Here is a 26,125-nt window from a genome sequence, read left to right as displayed (position 1 = left end):
TCAGGTCTCTTGAGTTGTCGGCGATGGATCGCAAGCGTTGTGCCAAGCGAGCATCTACAGTCGGAGCACAATTTGCGGGATGTTGACCGGCACAATGTCGGGTTATGGCGGTGCATCGTCCGATTGTTCGTGTCGCGAATGTTACGTTCCGGACAATGCGGCCGCGCTGGAGGTGGCTCGATCGGTTCCATCCGCTAGCGGACAGAATGTCGAACTGATGTCGGTGGCGTCCCGCAGCGTTTTCGGAATTTCCGATAGATCGGCATCCCGATAAGCGTCGCCGACAAGCGGGTCTGGCAATGCCAGCTTCTCGTCGATGCCCGCAAGCCCCGCCGCGATCAGGGCCGCAAAAGCGGGATACGGATTCAGATCCGCACCGCCAATGCGGCACTCAACGCGGACGGCGTCCGAGCCTTCGCCGTAAAGGCGGAAACCGACCGTCCGATTGTCTTGGCTCCATGCGACCTTGGTCGGCGGAAACGTACCGATCTGGAATCGCTTGTAGGAGTTGATGTGGGGCGCCAGAAAGAGGGTGATGTCCTTCGAATATTTCTGCAGGCCCCCAAGGTAATGGTGCATCAGATTGAGACGTTTATATGTGGATGCGGTACGAACGCTTTGCCGCGCGGGCAACGTTTCACAGGGGAATCTTCCTGTCCGTGCAAAATCTGGCGGTGGGCCAGTGCCGACCTGATTGCGGTAAGGCTCAGAAGCTCCCAGGTTTCACGGAGTCGACGGATGCACAAATCGTTAGTCGGTAAGGGATTTTAGAAACCAACTGCTAGATTCTCAACGGAAAGCACGAGCGTCATCTAGATGCTTTGGGAGTGCGATGGACTCCAGGCATGCCGAGAGCGCGCGCGGGTCCTCGTTGAAGCAGGGAACGATGACATCCACGCCCGGCAGAGTGTCGGAGTCGATCAGGCCGTCCGACAGCGATGACACGTTTGTCGGCTGAGCATAAAGCGTCTGGGTGCTTTTATAGACAGTCGAGAGCAGCCCATAAAACGAGACAGCGACAGTGCTAGTTGCGACAAGTATGTTCATAGGGTGTCTGGTTTGTCCGCTTAGGTTGAGGAAGCGATCGGATTGCAAACCCCCGGTCATGCAATGCAGGAATCATGAGGGAAAGCGCCATGAGGGTCTGCTCGCGCCGACCAGCGTGAGTGCATCGTCCCAACTCATCGGGAGGGCATCCGTCGTGCAAGAGCACAATTGCACCCGGGCGGACAGAGGCCAGCACTGCGCTGATAATCGCGTCCACGCCGGGACGAGACCAGTCTCGCGGGTCTACCGACCAGTGGAGGGGCGCCAGACCAGCGCTCGCTGACGTAGTGAGCACTGCTTCGGTCCAGATGCCATACGGGGCACGCATATACCGCAGCGAAGCATGCGGGCTCGCCATCCTGATGACCCTGCTTGCCGTTAGTATTTCCTGTTGTACTTCGGTGGGTTCGCATCTGGACAGGTCCGGATGAGTCATAGTGTGGTTTGCGACCTCGTGCCCTTCTGCGATCATCCGTCGGATCAGCTTCGGCTGGTCCGCTGCGTACGCGCCGATGACGCAGAAAGTCGCTGGCACCCGGTGTTCCGCCAGCACATCGAGGACGTCCGGTGTGCAAAGTGGATTAGGGCCGTCGTCAAACGTCAAATAAACGCAGCGACGTCCGGTGGTGTCAGCGCACTCGCTGCGCACTTCGGATAAGCAGTGCCTCACAGCTCTGGCCCGTTCCGATCAATTATCGTTCCGGTCGGCCAATCGCTCATTGACCGTCCAATCGGTAAGACGACAATGAGTACGTCCTCGGTGCGCGTGGGCGGCGTGTCGAGATGCACTTCTCGAAGGGTCGACCTCACGCGAACTCCAGATACAATAGTCGCCAGACCGGGTCGGCCGAGCAGCCTTGCAATATGTTGCCGCAACGCGTGTCGAACCGTGCCGAAGCCGAATGGAGCGCCAAGTTCCTGCAACACGGGATACATCACGCGCATTAAATGAGGGATTCCGAGTCCCTCAAGATCCGGACGTACCGCGTACAATCCTAGTTCGGCCACTAGTAGATCGACTGCGCCAACCTTGATGAAACGACGCAGTGCGCCGATATGAGCCGCTACGCCGCGCGCGTCGTAGCCGATTACACGGACCTCTGGCCTCGCACCAGCCCAACTGTGATTGCCTTCGAATGGTTTTGCATTAAACACCCCGGTCGGTCCGTAGGTCTTTCGGAAGAACTCGGACAGTTCGATGTGGTCGGCGAGTCGCAACTCATTTTCCCAAACCAGCCTCCACCGCACCTGAGAGCGCATGGAGAGAGGTCCTCTAGCTGTGGACACGGCCAAATTCACGACTGCCTCCTATGCGCCGTCCGGCCTTTGAGGGTGGACCTGACGCACGCGAAGGACTTGCTGAGAAAGCGGTTCGATTTCAAGAAATCATCTGCACTCTGGAACAGTTCCGGGATGAAGCCCGAAGAAAAGAGTATTTCCGTCAACGCTTCACGGACCGATTGAACCTCTTCCGCGATGGAGATTACATCGAGTGCGCGTGCCTTTCGCACCGGATCTACCAAAGACTTCCCCCGCATCTTCCGCACGATCTGACCGCGATTGACACGAGATCCATTTGGCCGGGTCGCTGAAGCATTTGGCACCTGCAATCGGCTGCTCCCAATTCGTCGCGAAGCCCAGCCGAAGTCGAGGGTTGCCTCAACTGTACGAAGGTAAGCGGCCGATATAGAAAGGGTTTGGAGAACTATGCGAAGTTTTGCCGGTAGTAAGCGCCTACGCGACCTACCAGACGCTTGTCGCGTCGTGTCGGCGCGATCTCCGGCCCGACGTTTTGCTACCGTATTCATGAGAGCGTCCACGAGAAATTGACTTGAAATTTGGTGCCGCATCCGCCGAGAAAGTTCAGCGAGTTCGGGATCTGCGATTTCCTTCGTCCAGGTGATGAAGCGTCGCCAGTGTTGCTTTATGTGCCCACCGTTATGGCCGCCCATCGGGCCGGACACGCCGCTGTTGCGCCATGCGTGAGCCAGTCACAGATCGACTGCCCGCTCACGCCGAGTTGCTCGGCGGTGAGCTTGCGCTTGATCCTGTGTCCGAGCAGCGACAGGGCCGCCGCTCGCGTGCGCGTGTCCCGATGCATGTGATTGATCGACAACTGCTGCAACGTCATTTCCTCGGCTTCGCTCAGTTCTACGACACACTTCATCCGCTACCCCGGCACGACGAAGGCGCCAGCAGGTTTGCGAAATTGAAATGGATTTACCAGGAACACTATCCTCCATGCAGTACATTTCGTAAAATCGATTGTTTTGATGGAACGCATCCACACTATGGATAAGTTGGGATCATGCGTTTCAAGGGCCTCGATCTAAATCTGCTCGTCGTGCTCGATGCTCTGATGACTGAGCGTAATCTCACCGCGGCGGCACGCAGCATCAACCTGAGCCAGCCGGCCATGAGTGCGGCCGTCGCCCGGCTACGCGCCTATTTCCGCGATGAACTATTTACGATGAGGGGGGAGATAATATTGCAGGAGGCGTCACGCATGGTTCCTCCGCGTGAGACCGCGCGAAGACCAATCCACCCAAGTTAGAAAATGGCATCTTTCAGCAAGGTTTTTGCGTCATGGATTTGTGGGGTTTCGAGGGCGTTGTGGCGATATAACGTATATCGCCACACCAGGCCTGATTCGGCACGGTGACGGCAAACGCCTGATCGAGCAGGTTCGGCGCGACCGGCAAGCCGTGTGTCAATCTGGTTGTTGCCTTGAATTTGCGTTTCTGGTTGCAACGCAACCCGTGCTTGCGACGCAGTCTCTTTATCGGATGTACGCCGACGTGCAAGCCATGCGCTCCGAGGTGCCTTTGCAGGCGTCCGGCCCCATAACTCTCGCGGGAGCGCTGATGTGCGGCATATATCTCCACCTCAAGCCGGGCCCCCTGCTGCGCGCGGTGACGCCGCCATCGCTCACAAATCAAAGACATAGTGCCGGTAGATAGTCGGTCCTGCAAATTCAGATTGCGGTAGCGAGCCAAGCCATGGGTGCGCCTGTCGGCGAACAGGAGTCAGCCCATCGAAAGCGGTTGTGCCGAGCAAGCGCTCGGCTGCAGCGTGACATTGGCGAGTCAATGCAGCACCGCGAGGATAAAAAATACAGGCCCCAGGCCCTGACGGATGATGGCGCGCACCAACCAGCGCAGGTTGTAACCGGCAGCATGGCGTTGGATGGACTTGAGGCAGCAGTTTATGCAAGCGTGGGAGCGTCTAAGCCCCGCGCGTAGCAAGGCCCAACTCAACGTCGTTCGCTACGCCGATGACTTTATTGTGACCGGTATGTCGAAAGAAGTGCTCGAATTCGAGGTGCTTCCGGCGGTCAGGCAGTTTATGGCCGCTCAAGGTCTGGAGCGCTCGGAAGAGAAGACCCGGATCACGAACATTGCAGACGGTTTCGATTTCCTTGGCCAGAACGTGCGCAAGTACGACGGCTACTGGCCCAGCGCCTGCCCGCGTTGCCCGCTCAAGGAACGATGTCACCCAGCGACTACCGGCGCATTCAACGATGGGAACATGAGCATATACTTGAGGCCATGCAGCGTCGGCTAGAGCGCAAGCCTGATGCAATGACCATCCGCAGAAGCACTGTCGAACATGTCTTCGGCACGCTGAAGCACTGGATTGGGGGCCACACACTTCCTGACCCGAACGCTCGGACGGGTCAGCACCGAAATGAGTCTACAGGTGTTGGCCTACCAACCTGAAGCGCGTCGTGAAGATACTTGGGGTTGCCAAAACAATAGAGGTAGTGAGGATGGCTGGCACCTAGAGCCCGGAGGGGATTTTTTTTGCACTTGAAACGTTACGCTAACGCAGCCATGACTTATCAAACCAGATTAATCGGACCGATAGGCTCGGATCTGACGATCTGAAAACAGTTTCCATACGTCCTCGGCCAGTTCAAGACGGACATTTTGTCGCCCGACACGGAAGCGCTTCTTGTGCCAAATATCCCGCTGCGCCGGGTGGGCACGCCCGAAGAGGTCACAAAGATAGATCATCTGCGTCCTATGCTCGGATGCGGCGAGTTATCTCACGGGCACCGAGGCAGCAATCAATGATGGACGACACCTGTAATCGGCTTCACCTGGAGTAGACAAATCGCAGTTGATTTGAGCGACATCAATGGAACTCGCGTTCCTAACGGAATCCACACAGCGAGATCGCAAACGCAGAAAATAAGTAAATCAAGGGACTACAGTTTCACCGTCCTTCCATGAAAAGGCATTATCTTTTGAAGTCAGCCCGTGAAATTGGGCGCTAGATCGAGGATGATATGCAACACAATGCCCGCAAATCCGAACAAGGTGACGGGGAGCACGGTCCCCACAACGGGGACGTCGTCATGCTGCATATCGCTTCCGTACGCGAAAGGCCTAGCTCAAAGTCCGAGACGGACCACGCGGTCCCTATTGTGCAGTGGCACGAGAGCGTGCTTACCGGCATCTTCGAAATATCGAAGGTACTCACCGCCCCCTACCGGCTCGAAGTCACGTTGGCCAACGTCATTGATCTCCTGCAATCGTTTGTTCAGATGCGGCTCGGTATCATCTCTCTCTTCGACGATGATGGCGTACCGGACATTACCGTTGGCGCGGACTGGAGCGAAGGCAGCGATGAGCACTACCGGATGCGCCTGCCGCAGAAGGCAATCGACCAGATCATGGCGACGGACAGGCCGCTCGTCGCCGAGAACATAGCGGTGCATTCGGGCTTCAGTGCCGCCGACATGGGCGTGCTCGGTGCCTCCGACAACGTGCGAGTGTCGTTCATTGGCGTCCCTATTCGCATCGACGCGAAAGTCGTAGGCACGCTGACCATCGACCGCATCCTGGACTTTGGGTCGAACTTCCGGCTCGATTACGACGTGCCGCTGCTTACCATGGTCGCTAACCTGGTGGGGCAGACGGTGAAGCTGCATCGCTTTTTCAAGAGCGACCGCGAGCGACTGATGGCGGGGAAGGACGGGCTGCAAAAGCCATTGTCCGAGCTCAAGCACCCTGCAGGGGAGCGTAAGAAGTTTCAGATCGAGGGGATCATTGGCGACAGCCCGGCGCTGCGCGGGCTGCTCGCGAAGATCGCGGTGGTAGCCGAATCGAACAGCACAGTTCTGTTGCGCGGCGAATCCGGTACCGGGAAGGAGCTGGTCGCCAAGGCCGTTCACGAGCTGTCGCCGCGCGCCAAGCGGCCCTTCATCAAGCTCAATTGCGCGGCGCTCCATGAGACGGTGCTGGAATCCGAATTGTTCGGTCACGAGAAGGGTGCCTTTACCAGCGCCTTCAATTCGCGCAAGGGGCGCTTCGAGCTCGCCGACAAGGGGACGCTGTTTCTGGACGAGATCGGCGAGATATCGGCCTCGTTCCAGGCAAAGCTGCTGCGCGTCCTGCAGGAGCAAGAATTCGAGCGCGTCGGCAGCAACCAGACCATTAAGGTCGATGTTCGCGTGATTGCCGCCACGAATAAAAACCTGGAAGAGGCGGTGGCAAGGAACGAGTTCCGCGCCGACCTTTATTATCGCATCAGCGTGGTTCCCTTGCTGTTGCCGCCGTTGCGTGAAAGGCGCAGTGATATTCCGCTCCTCGCCGTTGAGTTTCTCAAGAATTTCAACAGCGAGAACGGCCGTACGCTGACCTTCGATGCGAGCGCGATTGAAGTATTGATGAACTGCGGTTTTCCCGGCAATGTTCGCGAGCTCGAGAATTGCGTGCAGCGGAGCGCGACCCTGGCGCCGGGACCAGCGATCGTGAGAAACGACTTTGCCTGCTGCCACGGCCAGTGCCTGTCCGCGATGCTGTGGAAGAGCCGATCGGACGAAATGGCGCTGCAGCCCGGGCCAATCGTACCAGTGCCCGTGAAGCCCGCTACGCCGCGGGCTGAGGCTGCGACGTCGGGCGCGGTTGCTGCGGTCCAGCCTGTCGGCAGCGAGCGGGCTCCGTTAGCGGCTTGCGGCGCAGTCCTCGGAAGTGATGCGAAGATGACCAACCGCGAGCGTCTCATCGCCGCCATGGAAAGATCCGGCTGGGTGCAGGCAAAGGCGGCGCGGCTGCTTGGACTGACGCCGCGCCAGATTGGCTACGCGCTGAGGAAATACGGTGTCGAGATCAAGCGTCTCTGAAAGGACTGTCGGACTTGCGGCGTGTCGGGGCCGCGACATCGCGACTGAGGCGAATGGCTCGGACAAGTCAAATCTGGATTTGGCGGACCTTGGCACGATCACGATCGGAAGCGGCCCCCGTGTCGGCGCTAATTCGGTAAGCGTCGAGAACAGCACGTCCGACCTTAGGGGGCGGTCCGTATCTCGACTAAGGTGGTGCGAACGCGGCGCTGTCATCGCCGGTTCGTTGGCCATGTCGCGCTCAGCGCACGGTCGACTGCTGCCACGCCGCCGGCTGCCAGATTGTCGTCGGCCAACGATGCGATGGCGGGCTGTTTGGACATCGTGTGTCTCCTCAGACGGACCGTTGCAGCGCCGAAGCCGAGGTGATCCGCCGGATCGAGTTGCCGTAGTTGTGCGATCAACTGTGTGGCGGTTTCGCGTTCGCCGCGCCGCAGGCCAATGAAGGCGAGCGCCTTTAGCGTGAACAGCCAGAAGCAGGCAGGACCGGGCGCGTGGAAGTTCGCGTCGCCGGCTTGTACCATCTGCCAGTTCTCATTCAACCCGGCGGCATGCGCAGATGCTATTAGTCCCAGATGGGCCGCGTGCTCTGCCTCATCGAGTTCGCAGCGTCCGGCATGGAACTTGTAGAGCAGATAGTAGGCGGCAAGGCTTTGCGGAGAGGTCAGCGTGACGCTCCACAGGACCGCGACGATCTGCTCGGCCGGCGCGCCGTGCAGGCCTTCGATGAGGCGCCGCATGGCGGCCGACACCTCGCCGCCGAACAGTTCGGTCGACTCGACCCCGGACAGCAGGTTCACCACACCGTCTCCGCAGGGATGAGGCGCTGCACCGGTTCGCCGCCTTCGAGGTGACGCGTGAAGATTTTCTCCGCGTCGGCCATCGTCACGCCGCTGTAGAGCACCGCGTCGGGATAGACGAGCACGTGCGCGCCCTGATCGCACGAGCCGAGGCAGCCCGAATACGTGATCGCGACGGTATCGGGCGCCTGGCGTTTCTGCTGTTCCGCCCAGAAGGCCTTCAGCAGCGCGGTCGAGCCCTTGCCGCCCGGCGCCCCGCGGATGCGGCGGCGGCCGGTTCTCGGTGCAAGCAAACACATGTCGTTCTGGTCTGGCAATGACGATGTTCCTCAACCGAACTTGAACAGGATGCCGTGACCACCGCGCGGGTAGTCCCACTCGATATTCTGGTGGTCGGTACAGAGGATGCGGCAACTGCCGCATTCGAGGCAGCCGTCGGTGATCAGCGTCACCGCGCCGTTGCCTTCGGCCTTGTAGCACGAGGCCGGGCAGACGAAGGTGCAACTCTTCGCGCTGCATTCGCTCTGGCAGACGTCGGCATCCTTGATGTGGACGTGCGGCCGTCCTGCATCGACGCGATAACGGTTCTGGAACAGCTTTTCCTCTACGTTGACGGGTAGGGTGCTCATCGGAAGGCCCTCAGGAGTTTGTAAGCGTCACCCACGATGCCGGAAAGCGAACGGGCTGTGCGGAAGCTCGAAAAAATCTCGCGCTCCTTGCTTTTCTTGTCCTTACCGTCGACCGTGATCATCGTGCGCGCGGCGCGCGCCATGAGGTCGGGGTAGGTCGTGAAGAACTGCGGATTCTGGTGCAGCACGGCCGGCATGTCGCGGTACTTGTGCAGGTCTTTCATCACGAAGCTCTGATCGAGCGCGGCCTTGTAGGCCTTGAGCGTGCCGGCGCGGTATCCTTGGCCCGCGGCTTTCGCGTGGATCACCGTTTCGGCGGCGAGGCGTCCCGTGGTCATCGCAAGATTCGATCCTTCTCGGTGCGCGGCGTTCACGAAACCGCCTGAATCGCCAACGATCATCCAGCCGTTGCCGTAGACCTGCGGGATTGCGTGAAAACCGCCTTCGGGAATCAGATGCGCGCAATACTCCTTCATCTCGCCGCCCGCAATCAGCGGTGCGATCGACGGGTGCTGCTTCATCTTTTCGAGGAGCACGTAGGGGCTCGTGCGGTTGGGGTTTTTCTTGAAGTCGCTCAGCATGCAGCCCACGCCTATGGTGAGCGATTCCTTGTTGGTATAGAGGAAGCCAGTGCCCATCATGCCGTCGGTGATCCTGCCGACCATCTCGATCACGACGCCGTCGTCCTCGCCGACGTTGAAGCGCTGGCGGATCGTCTCCTCTGGCATGAAGAGAATCTCCTTGACGGCGAGCGCAACGTTGCCGGCCCCGATCTCTCCATGAAAGCCCGCCTTGCGCGCGAGCGTCGAATTCACGCCGTCGGCGAGCACCACCACGTCGGCATAGACATCGCCGTGCTCGCGGTCGCACTGCACGCCGACCACCCGGTCGCCGTCCATGATCAGTTCCTTCACCGTGGTCTCGCAGAGCAGCAGTGCGCCGGCTTCGCGCACTTTCGATGAAAACCACTTGTCGAACTGCGCGCGGATGATCGTGTAGCGGTTATAGGGCGGCTTGTTGTAGTCCTCGCTGCGCACATGTGTACCGACAAACGACGTATCGTCGAGCATCCACATCCGCTGCTCGATGATGTGGCGCTCCAGCGGCGCATCGTCGCGGAAGTCCGGGATGATCTCTTCGAGCGCCTTCGCGTACAGGATCGCACCCTGAACGTTTTTGCTGCCCGGATATTCGCCCCGCTCGATCTGCAGCACTTCCAGACCTGCCTTGGCCATCGTGTAAGCGGCAGCGTTGCCGGACGGACCGGCGCCGACCACGATCACATCGAACTGTGAAGGTTTTCTCATCGTGATTCTCCTCAGGCAGCCTGCTTGCGGCGCCGGGTCAAATGCTCCACAAAAGCCTGCTTCAGCGCGGGCAACACTTGCAACGCATTGCCGACAATCCCGTAGTGTGCGAAATCGAAGATAGGTGCGTTCGGGTCGGTGTTGATCGCCACGATCACGTCTGCGCTCTCCATGCCCACGCGGTGCTGGATCGCGCCGGATATGCCGGCGGCGATGTAAAGCTTGGGCCGCACCGTCTTGCCGGTCTGTCCCACCTGGCGCTCCCCCTCGACCCAGCCGGCCTGCACGCATGGCCGGGTCGCACCCACTTCGCCGCCGAGCACGTTCGCCAGTTCGAACGCCAGCTGGAAGTTCTCCGGGTTCTTCAACCCCTTGCCGCCGCTCACGATCACATCGGCATAGGGCAGGTTGATCCGGTTGCTGCTCGCATCCGGGATAAAGTCGAGCAGCCTCGTGACGATGTCCGTCTCGATCATCCCCAGCGTTCCATGGACGATATTGCCGGTGCGTTCGGCGTCGCGCAGCGGCATCGGCATCACGCGCGGGCGCACCGTCGCCATCTGCGGACGGTACGCGAGCGTCATGATCGTGCACAACAGCGAGCCGCCGAAGGTGGGGCGCGTCGCCGCCAGCGCCCGCGACGCGGGATCGATGTTGAGTTCGGTGCAATCGGCGGTCAGCCCGGTCAGCAGGGTCGTCGCTACGGAGCCGGCGAGGTCGCGGCCCATCGACGTCGCGCCCAGCAGCAGGATCTCAGGCTGATGCCGGTTGACGAGGTCGGTCAGCCCTTTCGTGAACGGCTCGTTGCGATAGCCTTGCAAGACCGGGTCGTGGACGATGTACGCATCGTCCGCGCCGTAAGTGAAGGCTTCTGCGGCGAACTGTTCGAGCGGTTCGTTCGCGCCGCCGAGCACCGCGATGCCCACTCGGCTGCCGAGCGTGTCGGCCAATTTGCGCGCTTCACCGAGCAGTTCCCACGAGACGCTGTGCACGTGTCCACGGTCGTGCTCGATAAAGACCCAGACGCCTTTGTAGGCCTTCAGGTGTTCCGGCAGTTCGAGGTTGCGTCCTGCACGGCCGGCGGGTTTCTTCGCGGGGGCGGCGGGTGCGTTCATGACCCCTCCTTCATCAGCAGATCAGCTTCCAGGGTTGGATGGCGCGTGAAGATCTTTTGCAGCAGGTTCACCGACACGTCGCACAGACTCGATGCGTCGAGGTCGAGCATCTCCGCTTTCTCGCTGCGCGGCGTCGGTCCAAAGACTTTTCTGACCGCTGTCGGCGAGCCCTTCAGGCCGATCTTGCTGAGGTCTTCGATGCCGGCCTGTTCGCAGTTCCATTTGTGCACCGGATAGCCGGCCGCATGAATCATCGCGGGCAGCGTCGCAAAACGCAGTTCGTTGGTGTTCTCCAGCATTGTGATCAGGCACGGCAGCGCAGTCCTGAGCACCTGCACGCCGCCCTCGGCGCGTCGCTCGACGGTGATCGTGCGCGCATCGAGAACGGTCTCGACGATGCGCGACACGTAGGTCAGCAGTTGCAGCCCGAGGCGTTTGGCGATACCGGGGCCGACTTGCGCGGTGTCGCCGTCGATCGTCTGCTTGCCAGTGAACACGATGTCCACCGCCTGCTCCTTCGCGATCTGCTGGATACCCGCTGCCAGCGCGTACGACGTAGCGAGCGTATCCGCGCCAGCGAATGCACGGTCGGTGAGCAGCACGGCGGCGTCCGCGCCGAAGCTGATGCACTTGCGCAGCGCTTCCTCGGCCTGCGGCGGGCCCATGCAAAGCAACGTGACCTTGCCGCCGAAGCGGTCCTTCAGTCGCAGCGCCTCTTCGAGTGAAAACAGGTCATAGGGGTTGACGATCGCCGGAACACCCTGGCGCATGATCGTGTTGGTGACCGGATGAACGCGGATCTGCGTCGAGTCCGGGACCTGCTTGATGCAGACGACAATGTGCATGGTCTTAACGATGTGCATGGTCTTGCTCCACCTGTCAGGCAAGGGTGCGCGCGGGCAGCGACGCGCGCAGACTGTCGAGTGAAACGTGCTGCCGCCCATTTGTGTCCCGGAACACCTTGAACACTTTTTCCTGCGCCGGCGTGGAGGTGACGAAGTCGCCGTAAGCCTTCAGCAGCAGCGCGTGATATGACGCGAACAGGGCGGGTTCGTCGCCTTCCGGCAGCGCGTCCTGTTGCTGGATGTACTGAAGGAAGCGCTTGAGGATGTGCAGTCGACTCACGTTGACGACCTTCTGGTCGAACGGAATGCCGAAGAACTGCAGGAAGTCCTCGGCTGAGGACAGCGCCTTGAGTTGCTGGACAAAGCTTTCCATCGCGTTTACTCCTTGCAAGCGGATGAGGATAGGTGTGGACAGAACGTCGGCTCGGCGAAGTACTTGTCGCAGGCGCCGCTGGTGGCGCACGGCGTCGTCGTGCCCGACTGTTCGGGTTTCGCGACGCACTTCGTGAAGCCGACCACAGCGCCGCTCATGACAATTCTCCGACGGTGTAGCGCACCTCGATCAGGAAGCGATACAGGTCGGCGGCGCTGGGCGTTTGCTTGTGTTGGGTGGCATGGTGGCGGATACGGGTCAGCAGCAGCACGAGCAGCTTTTCACTGACGGCCAGGCCGAGCGCGTCATAAGCCCGGCGCACGCTTTGCGAACCCGAATGCTTGCCGAGCACGACCGAGCGTTCGCGACCGAGTTCGGCAGGATCGAAGCTCTCGTAGGTCGATGCATTCTTCGCGAGCCCGTCTGTGTGGATGCCGGACTCGTGCGTGAATACGCTGGCGCCGACAATGCTTTTGTTCAGCGCGACCGGGCGTCCTGAAGCCCGTTCGACAAGCCGCGAGATGCTCAACAGCGCGGTCGTGTCGACGCCGGTGTTGCGACCCATGATATGGCGCACGCCCATCACGATCTCCTCCAGCGCGGCATTTCCGGCGCGTTCGCCGAGACCATTGACAGTGGTGCTGGAGTGGGTTGCGCCGGCGCGCAGTGCGGCAAGGGTGTTCGCGGTCGCGAGCCCGAGGTCGTTGCGCGCGTGGATTTCGATTTCCAGATCGACCGCGTCGTGCAATCGCGCAATCGCTTCATAGGTCGAAAAAGGATCGAGGACGCCGAGCGTGTCCGCAAAGCGGATGCGTTGCGCACCGCACTGTTGCGCGTGCCGCGCCACGTCGGCAAGGAACGAGGGGTCCGCGCGCGAGGCATCCTCCGCGCCCAGCGAAACCTTGCGGCCGCTTTTGACGGCGGCGCTGATCACGCGATTCACCTGCGCGAGCACCCACGAGCGCGGCTGGCGCAATTTGTGTTGAAGGTGAATATCGGACACGGGAATCGACAGGTGAATGATGTCGGGATTGCAGCACAAGGCCGACGCCAGGTCCGCGTCGGTGAGGCGGCCCCACACCATCAGATCGGCGTCGAGATTCAGCGCGACGATGGTCTGGATGCAATCGATTTCCTCGGCACCCATCGCGGGGATACCGATCTCCAGTTCGGATACGCCGGCGCTTGAGAGCGCCTCGGCAATCGCGCATTTTTCGGCAACCGTGAATGCGACGCCAGCGGTCTGTTCGCCGTCGCGCAGTGTGGTGTCGTTGATGATCGGATTCGACACGGGAAGTTGTCCTTTAGGCATTTGATCATACGGTTCGCAAGTACTGCGCCATGCACGGTTAGTGCGAATAGCCGCTTGCCGCGGGGCTTTCCGGTGTTCGCTTGCGCTGTGATGAAGCGGTTCCAACGAAGACCTGTCGCGAATGTCCTGTTTCGAACAGCCAGGTGTAGTGATGAACACGGCGCTGCAGAAAGCGATGCGCGATGCGATGGGCGTGGTCAGCCAGGACGTGCGGACGCGGTCGGCGCGATGCAAACGCTGTAAGGATTGGCTATCCATAGGAACGGCGATCCGGGAAGATAAAGACAGGCGGCGGCTATCAGCGCGGCTATGCGCTCGCGGCGATGACCGCTACGGCGCTTGAAGAGGCCGCACAGCGCTAAGGACGCATGCCCTCAACGCTCACGCGCGAGGTCGCGCGTATGTGGCGGCAGTTCGATCGTCAGGTCGGCGTCGCGCAGCTTCACGCAGCCCGCGAGACGCGATTGCACGTCAAGGCCCCACGCATTGTCGAACTGGTTGTTCTCCTCGTCGTCGAGAGGCGCCAGTCAGTGAGATTTTCATGATTGCCTCACACGGAAAACGAACTGCCGCAGCCACAGGTGCTCTGCGCATTGGGGTTGTGAATGACGAAGCGCGAACCTTCCAGGCCGTCTTCGTAGTCGATGCGCGCGCCGGGCAGGTATTGCTGGCTCATCGAATCGACTAGCAGCGTGACGCCGTCCGTGACGATCTGCATGTCGTCGTCCGCCACCTGGTCGTCGAACGCGAAGCCGTACTGCAAGCCCGAACAGCCGCCGCCGGACACGTACAGCCGCAGCTTCAGGTTGGGATTGCCTTCTTCCTCGATCAACGAGGCCACTTTCGCAGCGGCCTGAGGCGTGAATTCGAGTAGGCCGGGCGTGACGCCGGGTGTGGCGGAAGCCGGTTGGGTGAGCGTTTCCATGGAGGTTCCTCTCAGGCTTGAATGGACTCACTTCGGGTTAGACGAGCAGGTCGGTTGCTCGGCGAGTTACAGGTCGTCGGCTGCTGCGCCTCGAATCGTCTGGCGCGAGCGAAAGTCAGACACGGCCGCCTTGATCGCGTCCTCGGCGAGAACCGAGCATTGGATCTCGACCGGCGGCAATGGCAGTTCCTCGACGATCTGATGCGTGCACAACGTCCCCGAACGCATGCCGCGCTCGTGGACGCCGCCGTGCATTCGGCACGCGATCCGCATGCGCGGCCGGAGCCCCACATACAGCGCGCCAATGCCTTTGGGGCCGTCCATCTTGTGAGCCGAGAACGACATCAGATCGACTGGCAAAGCGGCGAGATCGATCGGCACCTTGCCGGCGGCCTGCGCGGTATCCACGAGCGGCAGGATGCCCCGGGCGCGGCGGGGCGCGCCGATTGCGGCGATGTCCTGGATCACGCCCGTCTTGTTGTTGACGAACATCACCGACGCAAGCACGGCGCCCGGCTGGAGCGCTGCTTCGAACACGGCGAGGTCCACGAGACCGCTTTCTTGCACCGGCAACACTGTGACCTCGAAGCCATCGCGATCAAGTTCGAGCATCGCGCCGAGCACCGACTGGTGCTCGGTCGTGAGCGTCGCCAGGGGATTGCCTTTGGCGCGATGAAGGTGCGCGGCACCCTTGATCGCGAGGTTGTTCGATTCCGTCGCTCCGGAGGTCCAGACAATCGCGTGCGGGTCCGCGTTGACGAGCGAGCTGACCTGCTCGCGGGCCAGTTCCACCGCTTCTTCGCCGACCCAGTCATAGGCATGCGAACGGCTGGCAGGATTGCCGTACATATGGTCAGGTAAGGCAGCATGCGTCTGATCACGCGCGGATCGACCGGCGTGGTGGCGGCATGATCCAGAGGGACCGGGTTGGCGCCGCGCGGATGGAGGCCGGTACTGACGCGTTGGAAATCCGACATCGCAGGCTCCTGAAAGCGGGGTAATGCGACCTTCAGGGCAACTTCCATGCCAGTGGATTTTCACGCTCTAGTGGCCTCTTTCAGTTGGGCCGCTGTTGTTTCGCTGTTGTTTTTGTGTCGATGCGCCCGACGAGTGAGGATTGCCGCCGTTCTTTTTGTCGGATTTGTCGTTACGCGCGCGGGATTGCCATGCGCGATGGCTCGCGTAGAAATGCGCTTACTTCAAACGCTGTGTCTTTGCGTCGATCGTGCGCCTTGCGCTGGTACATCGAAAGCGCTCAGCGCACGAAGGGGAAGTCAATGGTGAACATTCAGGCAAGCGTTGCCCGGCAAGCGCTGGACGGCAACTACGAGGTGAGCAAGACGCTGGTTTCGTCGCTCGATGTGGCGAAAGCCTTCCGCGAGTCCCTGAACTATTTTGTGCAGACGATGGAGTGGCGGCGCGCCTTTGTGGTGCTGGCCGAACCGGACGGGCAACTGCGCGGCCTGAGCGCTACGGGTCTTTCGTGTGACGAGCAGTAGCGTCTTCAGTTCCGGCCCGGCGAAGGCACCGTCGGCCGCGCGTGAAGGAGCGGCATTGGGGTGATCGTGCCCAACGTGAACGATGAACCGGCGCTCCTGTTTGCATGGGTGGCGCGGTCCAGACAGCAGCGAGTCGTTCGTCGGGGCAATTGCGCGGCGTTGATTGAGTGCCTGCGGGAAAGCGAGCTGTTCGGCCACGAGAACGGTGCGTTCACCGGCGCGGAGGGGCCAAGTAAGCGCTGCTTCGAACTGGCGCACGGCGGTAGGCTGTTCCTTGACGAGATCGGCGATATCTCGCCGTCGTTTCAGGCCTCGCTGGTTCAGAACATGCTGTCCGGGTCGTGTGAGATTTGTCGCAACACCGACACGACGCAACGAAATTGTAGGGATACGTCGCGCGCCGGGATCAAACAGAACTGCGAAATATATCCTAACTCGTTGATTCCTGGCGTTCTTGTCGAGTGGCATGGATCTGGCTCTATGGCTTGCGCGCGGCCGCCGTTGGTTGCGAGGAGATATCCATGCAAGCGAGTTCAAATGCGAGCGACTTGCCCGCAGCGGCCTATATCAGCATCGGGCAGATTAAACCGCTCGGCGTGAAGATCGAAGACCCGTCCACCGGTGGCGGCTGCGGCACGCACGGTGGCGAGGGTAAGGCCAGCTGCGGCGCGTCGGGTAGTCTCGACGACATGCCGCCGGACATCTGGGAGAAGGTCAAGAATCACCCATGCTACTCGGAAGAAGCCCATCATCACTATGCGCGCATGCACGTGGCGGTGGCGCCGGCTTGCAACGTCCAGTGCAACTACTGCAACCGCAAATACGACTGCGCGAACGAGTCGCGTCCCGGCGTGGTCTCTCAGAAGCTAACGCCGCAACAGGCAGTGAAGAAGGTCGTGGCGGTCGCAAGCGAGATTCCACAGATGACGGTGCTTGGCATCGCCGGTCCCGGTGATTCGCTGGCGAGCCCCAAGAAGACCTTCGAGACGTTTCGGATGCTGCAGGAACAGGCGCCGGACATCAAGCTGTGCCTGTCGACCAATGGCTTGGCGTTGCCCGACCTCGTGGACGAAATCTGCAAGTACAACATCGACCACGTGACAATCACCATCAACATGGTCGACCCGGCGGTGGGCGAGAAAATCTATCCGTGGATTTTCTGGAAGCACAAGCGCGTGACCGGTTACGAAGCAGCCCGCATCCTTCATGACCGGCAGATGAAGGGTCTCGAGATGCTCACCGCACGCGGCGTGCTGACCAAGATCAACTCGGTGCTGATTCCCGGCATCAACGAGGAGCACCTGATCGAGGTCAACCGCGACGTCAAGAAACGCGGCGCGTTCCTGCATAACATCATGCCGCTGATCTCGGAGCCCGAGCACGGCACTCACTTTGGCCTGAGCGGCCAGCGCGGACCGACTGCGCAGGAACTCAAGGCCGTGCAGGACGCCTGCATGGGCGGCGCCAACCTGATGCGTCATTGCCGCCAGTGCCGCGCGGATGCGGTTGGCCTGCTGGGCGAGGACCGCAGCGAGGATTTCACGCTCGACAAGATCGAGCAGATGGAAGTGGTCTACGACCTCGACCGCCGCCGTGAATACCAGAAGCGCGTCGAAGCCGAGCGTCAGGCGCAGCACGACGCGAAGCAGGAAGCGCTGGCTGTCTCTCGCGAGATCGGCATCGCCGACGGCATGAAGGCGCTGGTCGCGGTCGCAACGAAGGGCGGCGGCCGGGTCAACGAGCACTTCGGGCACGTCACGGAGTTTCAGATCTTCGAGGTCTCGGCAGCCGAAGCGCTGTTCGTCGGCCATCGCCGGGTGGACCTGTATTGCCTGGGCGGTTACGGCGACGACGAGCAACTACCGTCGGTCGTGCGCGCGCTCCACGACTGCCACGCGGTGCTGGTCGCGAAGATCGGCGCCTGCCCGAAAGACGAACTGGCGCAAGCGGGCATCGAGCCGGTCGATCAGTACGTCGGCGAATTTATCGAAAAAGCGGTGCTTGCTTGGTTCAACGACTATCGCAGTCGCATCGCCAGCGGCGCCATCGTGCACCGGGACCGCGGCGATGCTTCGATCCGCCAGGGTGCTTACACCTCGTCAGCCTCAGCGGCGTGACACCCCACACCCTTCCAGACAGGACAACAGGAGAGCCTCCATGCCTCTGAAGATAATTGCGTCCACCTGTACGGGATGCTCGGCCTGCGAACCCGAATGCCCCAATGTCGCGATCAGCGAGAAAGGCGGCGTGTTCGCGATCGACCCCAAGAAATGCACCGAATGCGAAGGCCACTACGACGACCCGCAGTGCGTCGCCGTGTGTCCCGTGGACGGCTGCATCGTTCAGGTTTGAGTCTGGCTCGTGGCCGGGCCGGCCATTCATCCATCAGGAGACTACGCATCATGCTGTCCAACGTAACTGTTACGAGCGCCGCCGAGAAGTTCATGCGTCGTATCGTGCGCTTTTCGGGCCTGCCGGCTGGCGCCGGCTTTCGTCTTGTGGTGAGCGCCGGCGGCTGTTCCGGCTATACCGCGGAATTCACCGCCGAGCCGGCGCTGCAACCAGGCGAACAGGAACTCGACATCAACGGCCTGCGCGTATTCCTGCCGGCTGAGAGCCGGCTGATGCTCGAAGGCATAACGATCGATTTCGCCGACACGCCAACTCAGTCCGGCTTTATCTTCTCCAATCCGAACCAGGTCGCTTGTGGTTGCAGCAGCAGTGCGGAGTCGGCGCCGCCGAGCGTGGCGACCATCGATGTCAGCGCGATTGGCCGCGGGCGGCCGCCGCTGCCGCGTCAGATCTCCTGAAGAGGAGCGATGGCGATGGAGTCAGGCGACCGTGCCCTCGACGACGCAATGACCGCGTTTGCGCAGAGCGCGATTGGCGGCGGCTTGCCGTCAGGCGTCAATGCATTGATCGCCGAGGCGGGTCGGTTGCGCGAGCGCCCCGACGAGGCGCTCGCGCTGTTGCAACGCGCCCGCGCCGCCGCGCCGCGCCATCCGGTGCCGTTGATCGCGCTGTACCGCTTTTACTTCTACGGCCATCAATTGGCGCAGGCACGTGCGATCGGCGAAGACGCGCTGGCGGTCGCCCGCACCGCGCTGGGCTCAGATTTCGGCGACGAACCGCTTGCGGCCGCGATCGTGACCACGCGTTATGACGCGGCCGCGCGTTTTTATCTGTTCACGCTGAAGGGCCTCGCGTACCTCAACATGCGTCTCGGCGACTTTGAAGAAGCGCGCATGCTACTGCGCGAATTGCGCCGGCTCGATCCCGAAGACCGGGTGGGGGGCGCGCTGCTTTCGCAGGTCTTGGATCGTCATGAGACCGGCGTCGGGTCCGACGATGCAATGGATGCGCTGAGTGCGTATCCGACGCGCGGCTGGACGGGGACGCAACCATGAGCGTACAGAACGTGCGCGTACCAGGCGGCGACATTGCACCGCGCCACTGGCAGGGCGGCCCGCTCGACTGCGCCGGCTGCGGGTACGTGCGGTTCCGCGAGTTGCCGGCGGAGCACGGTTGCGGGCCAGAGAGTCACGCCGGTGTGTTTTGTGTGCCGGCATTGCTCGGCGACCCGGACGAGATGGTCCGGCTGCAGCTCGCGTTGCGATTGCCGCAGGCGCAACTGGCGCGCCTGATCCACGATCCGCATCGCGAGGTGCGGATTCGCGTGGCGCAGCGCCTGTCGCCTGCTGCATTGGTCGGCATGCGGGGCGATTCCGACTACGGCGTGCGCGAATGGGTGGCGCAGCGTCTGCCGCTCGCGCTGCTGCCGCAGATGATCGGCGACCCTGATCGCGTAGTCCGGATGCGACTGGCCGAGCGTCTTGAGATGCCCGCGTTGCTGCGTATTGCCGACGACAGCAAGGTCGAGGTACGCCGCATCGTCGCCGAGCGTCTGCCCGCGACGCTGCTATCGCGCCTCGCGTTCGATCCCGATTGGCGAGTGCGCTGGGAAGTCGCGCGGCGCGCCGCTGGCGAAATCGTGGCGTCGCTGCTGGATGACGCGGACGAAGAGGTGCGCGCGCTCGCGCGGCAGCGCCGGCAGTCGGGCGAGGTCGCTAACGTGATGACCACCGGACAGACGCAACGATCAGCAGGAGTGAAGCATGGCTGACATCAACCGCGACGACGACCTGATCGAGGTCGCGTTTCCCCCGCGTTTCAACTACGGCGAGCGCGTGATCGCACGCGCGGTGATCCGCAACGACGGCACCTACAACGGCAAGGACATCGGCGAAGTGCTGGTGAACAAGGGCGAGATTGGCTACGTCACCAGCATCGACACCTTCCTTCAGCAGTTCTATATCTACGCGGTGTATTTCGTCGAGAGCGGCCACCGTGTCGGCATGCGCGCGAAAGAGCTATGCACGCTCGACAACCTGCCGGACGACGTGCTGCAAGGCCTGGGCGAGCGGGCGGAAGCGCTGCACAAGATCGGCACGCGGGTCCAGCCGGAAACGTCGCAACCGCAGGAGCCGTCAGCATGAGTATCGAACCGGTTCAGCCTGCTTATCAGTGGGGCATGCGCGTGATCGCGCTGGATGACCTGTGCAACGACGGCAGCTTTCCGGAGCGCGGCCAGGACGATTGTCTGGCCGAGGCGGGTACGGTCGGCGAAATCGTCAACGTCGGCCAGGTGGTTGAGAGCGGCGAGCCGGTCTATCTGGTGGAGTTCGGCAACTGTGTCGTCGGATGCACGGAGTATGAAATTGCGCCCGCACCCGCCGGCCTGCTACCCGAAGAAGGAGCCATGTCATGACGGTTCAGGCGAGCGCGCCAGAAGCGGCGGCGCCGCGCGACGGTTTGCGCGCGGGCCACCCGTTCGACCTGACCCAGCGCCAGATCGAGCAAGCGTTGCGCGAGCGTACCCGCTACCGCTATGTGCTGCCGCGCGTGCTGCGCGATGGGCAGGGGTTCCGTGTCGAGAGCCCGTGCTGCTCCCGCAATGTCGACGCGAATGGCGGGCTGATCGACATAGCCTGGCTCACGCGCGATGAAGACGGTATGTGGCACCTGAGCGCGCGCGATCATGCGTCGCACCGATGGATGCTCCAGCATGAGAGCACCGATCTGGCCGAGCTGCTGGACACGCTGTGCATCGATCGCGAATGCGTGTTCTGGCCGTGAAGCAAACTAACGGAGCCGGGCGACGATCTATCCCGACCACAACACGACCATGCCGCCAGCCTCCGCCGTGGCAGGCGATGCTGTCCATCCTGACGGATGTGTGGGGCAACGCGTCGTCGCAGCATGCCGTCGGGCAGCAGGCGAAGGGCACGCTCGCTGCGGCCCGCGCGACGCTCGCGCGAGCGCTCGGTTGCAAGCCCGCAGAGTTGATCTTCACCAGCGGCGCCACCGAAGCCAATCACCTGGCCGTGTGCGGGCTGCACGCGGCGGCGCCGGAGGGCCGGCACCGTGGCGTATCAGCGCGATCGAACATGCAGCGCACCTGAAGCTGGCGCGTGGGCTGGCTGCACGCGGCGTTTGCTTCGTCCACTGCTGGAGGAAGCAGCGCATCCCGCTTGAACCTGGTTTGAACCTGTCATCAATCTCCGGAGTCCGCAACCATGAAAGTCATGATCCGCAAGGACAGCAAGGGCGCGCTGAGCGCCTACGTGCCAAAGAAGGACCTGGAAGAGCCCATTGTCGCGATGGCGCAGCCCGGGATGTGGGGCGGTCTCGTCACGCTCGCGAACGGCTGGCAACTCGAATTGCCCGCGATGGCCGACGATACGCCACTGCCCATCACGGTCGAAGCGCGGCGCATTGCTGGCGTGGAGGAGTGAGATGAGCCTCAACGCCGAGCAATTGGACTCCGCGGCGGACCTGCTCCGCACGGCACCGACGCTACGCGACGCTGCCGCGCAATGGCACGAACGTTATCCCGAGGTGCGCACAATGCATGTCAGCGCAACGGTGATGCGCGACGAGACAGCAGCGCTCCGGTCCGGTGTGCGCAGTATCTATTTCGCGATATCGGCCGGGTATTACAGGACCATCACGCAGCGGCCTGAAGAGGCCGATGCGTTGATCCTGACTGAGGACAAGGCGCATGGAAATCGATGAGATCGCGTTGAGCGAACCGGCTTGCGCGGCGCGCGAGATCGATCTCGTCAACGCGGTGCTGCAATCCTCGCGTTGGAGCGACGGGCCGATGCTTGATTCGTTCGAGCGCGCGTTTGCGGGCTGGGTTGGCCGGGAGTATGCGGTCGCGGTGGCGAGCGGCACGCTCGCCACCTGGATTGCGTTGCGCGCGACGGGGATCGGCCCGGGAGACGAGGTGGTCTGCGCGTCGCACACCTGGCATCAGGTGGCGCAGGCGATCACGCTGGTGGGAGCCGTGCCGGTGTTCGCCGACATCGACTACTGGAGCGGTTGTCTGAGCGCCGAGAAAGCCGCGCAGAAGATCGGCCCTCGCACGCGCGCCATCCTCGCCGGCAATACCAACGGCCACCCGGCCGCGTGGGCGCTGCTGCGCGAACTGGCCGACGCGCAGCGCTTGCGGCTGATCGAAGACAGTACTGAGGCGTTGGGCTCGCGCTACCGGGGCCGCAACGTCGGCTGTTTCGGCGACGTATCAGTGTTCGACTTCTCCAGCCCGTCCGCGCTGTGCACAGGAGCGGGCGGCATGCTCGTCACCGACGATGACGAACTCGTCCATGAACTGCGCTATCTGCGCGAGCGGCGCGTCACGGACCGCGCGTCCGTCTCGGTCGGCTCGCGGGTGCCGCTGCAGGCGGGCATCAGTGATCTGACCGCCGCGCTCGGTCTCGCGCAACTGGCCGAACTCGACACGCGCCTCGCGCAGCGAAAGCAGGTCGAGACCTGGTATCACGAAGAGATGCAAAGCTTCGAAGGGATCAAGCCGGCCTACGTGGCCGAGGACGTCGAAGAAGTGCACTGGATGCTCTATGTTGTGCATTTGGGCAAGCGTTTCACGCAGAGCGCGCGCGCCCAAATGATCGACGACATGAAATCTTGCGGCATTGAGACGGTGGCCTACAGCCATCCGCTGCATCAGCAGTTCCACTACATGAACGCGGGCGATGCGATCGGCCGCAAGAGCGGCCTGTTGCCCGACACCGAGCGCATCGGCGATCGCGCGCTGGCGCTGCCGCTGCACACGCTGCTCGACACCGACCAGGTCAAGTACATCGTCAAGACGCTGAAAGACACCGCGACCAACGTGGGCGCTGGCGCCGCCATTTATCTGTGAGGCGCACTCCATGACCGTTTCAGTCCAGACCATCGCCGAACGCCTGTGTGCGGGCGGCGTCATTCCGTACCTGGGACCGGCGCTGCTCGCGCTGTGCCCCGATACGGCCGTCCCTGCCACGCCGCTCGCGCTCGCCGAAATCATCACGGCCAAGGTCAGCGTGCTGCACAAGATCCGCACCCGGCTGACCCAGGCGGCGCAGTTCATCGAAAACTTCAAGCATCGCAAGTCGCTGGTGAGCGTCATGAATGAGGCCTTCGCCATGACGCCGACGCCGTCGGCACTGCATTGCGCGCTGGCGGCGATCGGCGCCGGGCTGGTTGTCGACAGCTGGTACGACGACACCTTCGCCTGCGCGCTGGCGCAGGCGCGGCCGCAGGGCGGCTGGGCGCAGTTGCAGGGGCTGTCGCAGGCCGAGCATTTCGGCCATTGGTTCGCGGCCTATAGCGCAGACGGCGCGTTGCTGGATGACGTGCCGGCCTCGGGCGCGCTGCTCTACAAGCCGATTGGCGGCCATGCGCCGGCCTCTAACTACCTGGTCTCTGACAGCGACTTCGTCGAAGTCATGACCGAGATCGATATCCAGACGCCCATTCCGCCCGCCGTGCAGGCGTGGCGCAGCGGTCGCAGTTTTTTGTTTCTGGGCTGCCGTTTCGATGACCAGCTCACACGCAGTTTCGCGCGCCAGATCATGAAGCGCTCCTCCGACATGCACTGGGCCGTGCTGTCCGACGAACCGACGCGTACGGAGGCGCGCTTTCTCGAAGAGCAGGGCATCACGTGCATCGCGATGCCGCTGGGCGGGTTCGCCGAAGCGTTGGTGGATGCCTTGCAACCCGCACTGGCCGCGTGAAGCGTGGCCGCTATCCATCGTTCTTTATCCGTAGCCTTTTATCAAGATCGCCGTCATGACCACATTGACCGTACTGCCTTCGGGCAAGACCTACGACGTTGCCGCCGGCGCGACTCTGCTGCAGGCAACTCGGCCTCGCGCTGGCGCGCGTACTGCATGCGCAGGACGTTTCCGTCGTGGTCATCGAAGCGCGCGAGCGCGAGGGCGGCCGTGCTGACGCAATGTTGCGAAGCCACGCGTCGAGATACGGGCAGATGCCCTTCGCGCGTTCCAGCAGGCTGTCGGCGGTGGTCTGATCCAGCGTGCCGGCCATGAAGACGGTGAGACTGAGTGCCATCCCGTAGGCGCCCTCGAGGTTCATATACATCGACAGCGCGATTCCCCGTTGGGCTCAGCGCAGCAGCTTGCGGCGCTCGGCCGGCGAATAGTTGCTGAGGTGCCCTTCGCGCGCCGCCTGACGCCGCGCGCGGGAGATGATCGCGCGGCTCTTGCCGGGCGAGGCCGGCGCGCTGACCTGCTTGTCCAGCGCTGTGCCGCCGCATTGCGGGCAGACGGGCGTGTGGCCGGCGCGCACCAGCGTTTCGAATGCGTGGCCGCAGGCCGCGCAGCGGTAGTCGTACAGGGGCATAGTGATCAGATCTCCGTTTCAGGTGGATGGGGCGCAGCGGATCGCCCGTTGGTGCGAGCTGTGGTCTGTCATTGCGGCGCAGCCTTCGTGCGGCATGTCCGGGGCCGGTGCGTGCGCGCCGAGCCCGATCCAGGTGTGCACCAAGGCCGCATTGAAGCCGACCATGCGGCGCTCGTCGCATTGCATCAGCGGCCGACGGATCAGCAGCGGCTCGGCCAGCAACAGCGCCAGCGCGACATTGGCGTCGATCGTTTCCGGCACCACTTCGCTCGACTTGATGCGCCGTGCCGCGCGGTAGAACCTCTCGCTGACCGGCCGCGGCGCCATGAAGGCCCGCAGCGTGCGGCGGTCCAGAGCCAGCTCAATAGGTTGCGCACGTCGAGTGTGTGGCCGGCTATGCGCAGCAGGGCTTTCTGGCGCGCATTGCCGGAGCAGCCGGGCCTTTGGATGAGGTGGGCCATTGCCGGGGTTCTCAGGTTTGACGCAGCAGTTGCAGGCAGTCGAGGCTGGCCGCCGTGTCGATGGCAGTGAAGTCGTCCTGATAACGCACAGCCGGATCGGCGCCCAGCCCGAGCAGCGTGCGCACTTAACAACGGAAAGGGACACTAGCTGCGCTCGCTAAAACTTCATCCCGACGCCTATTCCCAGTACCAGTGGGTCGATGTCCAGCCGGCCCAACGAACTATCGCCGACCGAGGCGTCCGTGTGCATCCAGATCTTCTTGATATCCGCGTTGAGAAAGACGGTCTTCGTGATCTGCACGTCGACGCCAGCCTGCACCGCCGGACCGAAGCTGCTGCGTGATACCTGGATACCTTCGGAGCCCGCGCTCAGGCCGTCGTTGTAGAAGTACGTGTAGTTGACCCCCGCGCCGACATACGGTCGGATCATGCCAGCATGGTTGAAGTGATATTGCAGCAGCAGCGTCGGTGGCAGCACGTTCACGCCACCGAGATCGCCGAGGCCAGACGTCACGTGGTGCCGCGAGGTGGCGAGAATCAGCTCGATGCCGATCGCGTCGCGGATCATATAGGTCAGGTCCAACTCCGGCACGAGTGCGTTATTGACACCCACGCCGAGCGACGACAACGTGCCGCTGGTGTGTACTTCGGGCTCGATCGAGATGGCACGCAGACGCACGAGCACGTCACCGGCGTGGATCCCATCCGCCCGCACCTCGCCTGCCATCGTGCTTCCGTTCGCGCTTACGTCATCCGCGTATGCCAGCACTTCGAACAAACCGGTAGCGCACAGGCTTGCCACGATCATGACGGCCTTAATCAGCTTCATCGCTTTCCCCTTGTTGATGTATGCGGGGAATTGTCGACGCGCAAATCAGGGTGGCCCTTGCGCAAGATCAACCGGTCCCGAGCCCGAAGTCAAGTTGCGACATCGGGTCACGCGTAGGAATGTCGAGATAGCGGGAGCCTTGAGGAC

32 protein-coding genes and 6 pseudogenes are annotated in these 26,125 nt (G+C 62.2%); 17 read left to right on the top strand and 21 right to left on the bottom strand.

Features of this window, described 5'->3' with window-relative positions; genetic code table 11:
- Nucleotides 1-141: 141 nt before the first annotated feature.
- The 4 genes from OKW41_RS00615 to OKW41_RS00600 all read right to left on the bottom strand — a co-directional run bounded on the left by OKW41_RS00615 (nt 142) and on the right by OKW41_RS00600 (nt 3,214).
- Nucleotides 142-633 (bottom strand): glutamine synthetase, encoded by a 492-nt coding sequence (locus OKW41_RS00615; protein WP_429402229.1) that lies wholly within the window; start codon nt 631-633, stop codon nt 142-144.
- 391 nt (nt 634-1,024) lie between these two features.
- Nucleotides 1,025-1,696, bottom strand: a complete 672-nt coding sequence (nodB, locus tag OKW41_RS00610) for a chitooligosaccharide deacetylase NodB (RefSeq protein ID WP_429571179.1) — start codon at nt 1,694-1,696, stop codon at nt 1,025-1,027.
- Nucleotides 1,697-1,713: 17 nt separating this feature from the next.
- Nucleotides 1,714-2,307 (bottom strand): NodA family N-acyltransferase, encoded by a 594-nt coding sequence (locus tag OKW41_RS00605; RefSeq protein ID WP_429571178.1) that lies wholly within the window; start codon nt 2,305-2,307, stop codon nt 1,714-1,716.
- 664 nt (nt 2,308-2,971) lie between these two features.
- On the bottom strand, nt 2,972-3,214 hold the full coding sequence (locus OKW41_RS00600) for a hypothetical protein (protein WP_429553397.1): 243 nt from the start codon (nt 3,212-3,214) through the stop codon (nt 2,972-2,974).
- A gap of 141 nt (nt 3,215-3,355) precedes the next feature.
- Between OKW41_RS00600 and OKW41_RS00595 the strand changes: the two are divergent.
- Nucleotides 3,356-3,526, top strand: a pseudogene (locus OKW41_RS00595) (LysR family transcriptional regulator); the annotation flags it as partial.
- 133 nt (nt 3,527-3,659) lie between these two features.
- Here OKW41_RS00595 and OKW41_RS00590 read toward each other — a convergent pair.
- Nucleotides 3,660-3,971 (bottom strand): annotated as a pseudogene (locus OKW41_RS00590) (IS3 family transposase); the annotation flags it as partial.
- A gap of 328 nt (nt 3,972-4,299) precedes the next feature.
- Here OKW41_RS00590 and OKW41_RS00585 point away from each other — a divergent pair.
- Both OKW41_RS00585 and nifA read left to right on the top strand, forming a co-directional pair.
- Nucleotides 4,300-4,831, top strand: a pseudogene (locus OKW41_RS00585) (transposase); the annotation flags it as partial.
- 507 nt (nt 4,832-5,338) lie between these two features.
- Nucleotides 5,339-7,177, top strand: coding sequence for a nif-specific transcriptional activator NifA (gene nifA / locus OKW41_RS00580; RefSeq protein WP_429571177.1), 1,839 nt, complete (start codon nt 5,339-5,341; stop codon nt 7,175-7,177).
- A gap of 212 nt (nt 7,178-7,389) precedes the next feature.
- On the opposite strand, the gene OKW41_RS00575 is transcribed toward nifA, so the two are convergent.
- The 13 genes and pseudogenes from OKW41_RS00575 to OKW41_RS00515 form a co-directional block, all read right to left on the bottom strand.
- A complete protein-coding gene (locus OKW41_RS00575; protein WP_429571176.1) occupies nt 7,390-7,977 on the bottom strand; it encodes a hypothetical protein in 588 nt (195 codons plus the stop codon).
- Nucleotides 7,974-8,270 (bottom strand): (2Fe-2S) ferredoxin domain-containing protein, encoded by a 297-nt coding sequence (locus tag OKW41_RS00570; RefSeq protein WP_429571175.1) that lies wholly within the window; start codon nt 8,268-8,270, stop codon nt 7,974-7,976. Before OKW41_RS00570 ends, OKW41_RS00575 begins: the two co-directional genes overlap by 4 nt.
- 36 nt (nt 8,271-8,306) lie before the next feature.
- Complete coding sequence (locus tag OKW41_RS00565; RefSeq protein WP_018423212.1) at nt 8,307-8,606, bottom strand: ferredoxin family protein; 300 nt, start codon at nt 8,604-8,606, stop codon at nt 8,307-8,309.
- Complete coding sequence (locus tag OKW41_RS00560) at nt 8,603-9,913, bottom strand: FAD-dependent oxidoreductase (RefSeq protein ID WP_429465814.1); 1,311 nt, start codon at nt 9,911-9,913, stop codon at nt 8,603-8,605. The genes OKW41_RS00565 and OKW41_RS00560 overlap by 4 nt, the downstream gene beginning before the upstream one ends.
- 11 nt (nt 9,914-9,924) lie before the next feature.
- Nucleotides 9,925-11,028, bottom strand: a complete 1,104-nt coding sequence (locus OKW41_RS00555; RefSeq protein WP_429571174.1) for an electron transfer flavoprotein subunit alpha/FixB family protein — start codon at nt 11,026-11,028, stop codon at nt 9,925-9,927.
- A complete protein-coding gene (locus tag OKW41_RS00550) occupies nt 11,025-11,873 on the bottom strand; it encodes an electron transfer flavoprotein subunit beta/FixA family protein (protein ID WP_429571421.1) in 849 nt (282 codons plus the stop codon). The genes OKW41_RS00555 and OKW41_RS00550 overlap by 4 nt, the downstream gene beginning before the upstream one ends.
- Before the next feature lie 34 nt (nt 11,874-11,907).
- Entirely contained in the window at nt 11,908-12,246 is a 339-nt protein-coding gene (nifW, locus tag OKW41_RS00545; protein ID WP_429571173.1) for a nitrogenase stabilizing/protective protein NifW, read from the bottom strand.
- A 5-nt stretch (nt 12,247-12,251) separates the two neighbouring features.
- Nucleotides 12,252-12,404, bottom strand: coding sequence for a hypothetical protein (locus tag OKW41_RS00540; RefSeq protein ID WP_429571172.1), 153 nt, complete (start codon nt 12,402-12,404; stop codon nt 12,252-12,254).
- On the bottom strand, nt 12,401-13,537 hold the full coding sequence (nifV, locus tag OKW41_RS00535; RefSeq protein WP_429571171.1) for a homocitrate synthase: 1,137 nt from the start codon (nt 13,535-13,537) through the stop codon (nt 12,401-12,403). Before nifV ends, OKW41_RS00540 begins: the two co-directional genes overlap by 4 nt.
- A gap of 395 nt (nt 13,538-13,932) precedes the next feature.
- Nucleotides 13,933-14,085 (bottom strand): annotated as a pseudogene (locus OKW41_RS00530) (2Fe-2S ferredoxin); the annotation flags it as partial.
- 23 nt (nt 14,086-14,108) lie between these two features.
- Nucleotides 14,109-14,483, bottom strand: coding sequence for an iron-sulfur cluster insertion protein ErpA (erpA, locus tag OKW41_RS00525; protein WP_429450623.1), 375 nt, complete (start codon nt 14,481-14,483; stop codon nt 14,109-14,111).
- 66 nt (nt 14,484-14,549) lie between these two features.
- Nucleotides 14,550-14,663, bottom strand: a complete 114-nt coding sequence (locus tag OKW41_RS00520) for an iron-sulfur cluster assembly scaffold protein (protein WP_429454482.1) — start codon at nt 14,661-14,663, stop codon at nt 14,550-14,552.
- 12 nt (nt 14,664-14,675) lie between these two features.
- Nucleotides 14,676-15,460 (bottom strand): annotated as a pseudogene (locus OKW41_RS00515) (aminotransferase class V-fold PLP-dependent enzyme); the annotation flags it as partial.
- A gap of 300 nt (nt 15,461-15,760) precedes the next feature.
- Between OKW41_RS00515 and OKW41_RS00510 the strand changes: the two are divergent.
- From OKW41_RS00510 to OKW41_RS00445, 14 genes and pseudogenes are all read left to right on the top strand, one after another.
- Nucleotides 15,761-16,582: pseudogene (locus OKW41_RS00510) on the top strand (sigma 54-interacting transcriptional regulator).
- Entirely contained in the window at nt 16,504-18,099 is a 1,596-nt protein-coding gene (gene nifB / locus OKW41_RS00505) for a nitrogenase cofactor biosynthesis protein NifB (protein ID WP_429571170.1), read from the top strand. The pseudogene OKW41_RS00510 and the gene nifB overlap by 79 nt, the downstream one beginning before the upstream one ends.
- Nucleotides 18,100-18,139: 40 nt before the next feature.
- Entirely contained in the window at nt 18,140-18,334 is a 195-nt protein-coding gene (locus tag OKW41_RS00500) for a 4Fe-4S binding protein (RefSeq protein ID WP_429450621.1), read from the top strand.
- Nucleotides 18,335-18,384: 50 nt separating this feature from the next.
- Nucleotides 18,385-18,792: a HesB/IscA family protein gene (locus tag OKW41_RS00495; RefSeq protein WP_429450620.1), complete on the top strand. Its 408-nt coding sequence runs from the start codon at nt 18,385-18,387 to the stop codon at nt 18,790-18,792.
- 15 nt (nt 18,793-18,807) lie between these two features.
- A complete protein-coding gene (locus OKW41_RS00490; protein WP_429450618.1) occupies nt 18,808-19,389 on the top strand; it encodes a hypothetical protein in 582 nt (193 codons plus the stop codon).
- On the top strand, nt 19,386-20,105 hold the full coding sequence (locus OKW41_RS00485; protein WP_429450616.1) for a 4Fe4S-binding leucine-rich repeat protein: 720 nt from the start codon (nt 19,386-19,388) through the stop codon (nt 20,103-20,105). The genes OKW41_RS00490 and OKW41_RS00485 overlap by 4 nt, the downstream gene beginning before the upstream one ends.
- Nucleotides 20,098-20,478, top strand: coding sequence for a nitrogen fixation protein NifZ (locus tag OKW41_RS00480; RefSeq protein WP_184053466.1), 381 nt, complete (start codon nt 20,098-20,100; stop codon nt 20,476-20,478). Before OKW41_RS00485 ends, OKW41_RS00480 begins: the two co-directional genes overlap by 8 nt.
- Nucleotides 20,475-20,750 (top strand): nitrogen fixation protein NifZ, encoded by a 276-nt coding sequence (locus OKW41_RS00475; RefSeq protein ID WP_429450612.1) that lies wholly within the window; start codon nt 20,475-20,477, stop codon nt 20,748-20,750. Before OKW41_RS00480 ends, OKW41_RS00475 begins: the two co-directional genes overlap by 4 nt.
- Complete coding sequence (locus OKW41_RS00470; protein WP_429450611.1) at nt 20,747-21,118, top strand: hypothetical protein; 372 nt, start codon at nt 20,747-20,749, stop codon at nt 21,116-21,118. Before OKW41_RS00475 ends, OKW41_RS00470 begins: the two co-directional genes overlap by 4 nt.
- 77 nt (nt 21,119-21,195) lie before the next feature.
- Entirely contained in the window at nt 21,196-21,444 is a 249-nt protein-coding gene (locus OKW41_RS00465; protein ID WP_429450609.1) for an aminotransferase class V-fold PLP-dependent enzyme, read from the top strand.
- Nucleotides 21,445-21,558: 114 nt separating this feature from the next.
- Nucleotides 21,559-21,777, top strand: a complete 219-nt coding sequence (nifT, locus tag OKW41_RS00460; protein ID WP_007177241.1) for a putative nitrogen fixation protein NifT — start codon at nt 21,559-21,561, stop codon at nt 21,775-21,777.
- A gap of 1 nt (nt 21,778) precedes the next feature.
- A complete protein-coding gene (locus OKW41_RS00455; protein WP_429571169.1) occupies nt 21,779-22,057 on the top strand; it encodes a hypothetical protein in 279 nt (92 codons plus the stop codon).
- Nucleotides 22,044-23,207: a DegT/DnrJ/EryC1/StrS family aminotransferase gene (locus OKW41_RS00450; protein WP_429450607.1), complete on the top strand. Its 1,164-nt coding sequence runs from the start codon at nt 22,044-22,046 to the stop codon at nt 23,205-23,207. Before OKW41_RS00455 ends, OKW41_RS00450 begins: the two co-directional genes overlap by 14 nt.
- A 10-nt stretch (nt 23,208-23,217) precedes the next feature.
- Nucleotides 23,218-24,060, top strand: coding sequence for an SIR2 family NAD-dependent protein deacylase (locus OKW41_RS00445; RefSeq protein ID WP_429450605.1), 843 nt, complete (start codon nt 23,218-23,220; stop codon nt 24,058-24,060).
- 391 nt (nt 24,061-24,451) lie between these two features.
- Here OKW41_RS00445 and OKW41_RS00440 read toward each other — a convergent pair whose 3' ends face one another.
- The 3 genes from OKW41_RS00440 to OKW41_RS00430 all read right to left on the bottom strand — a co-directional run bounded on the left by OKW41_RS00440 (nt 24,452) and on the right by OKW41_RS00430 (nt 25,978).
- Complete coding sequence (locus tag OKW41_RS00440) at nt 24,452-24,688, bottom strand: FmdB family zinc ribbon protein (protein ID WP_090811320.1); 237 nt, start codon at nt 24,686-24,688, stop codon at nt 24,452-24,454.
- Between the two features lie 18 nt (nt 24,689-24,706).
- A complete protein-coding gene (locus OKW41_RS00435) occupies nt 24,707-25,015 on the bottom strand; it encodes an ArsC/Spx/MgsR family protein (RefSeq protein ID WP_429450603.1) in 309 nt (102 codons plus the stop codon).
- A gap of 291 nt (nt 25,016-25,306) precedes the next feature.
- Nucleotides 25,307-25,978, bottom strand: a complete 672-nt coding sequence (locus OKW41_RS00430; protein WP_429450601.1) for an OmpW/AlkL family protein — start codon at nt 25,976-25,978, stop codon at nt 25,307-25,309.
- Nucleotides 25,979-26,125: the final 147 nt, after the last annotated feature.

Source organism: Paraburkholderia sp. UCT70 (genome assembly GCF_050434085.1).
Lineage (GTDB): Bacteria > Pseudomonadota > Gammaproteobacteria > Burkholderiales > Burkholderiaceae > Paraburkholderia > Paraburkholderia tuberum.
The sequence above is the reverse complement of the archived record's forward strand: the minus strand, read 5'-3'. Positions and strand labels throughout refer to the sequence as shown.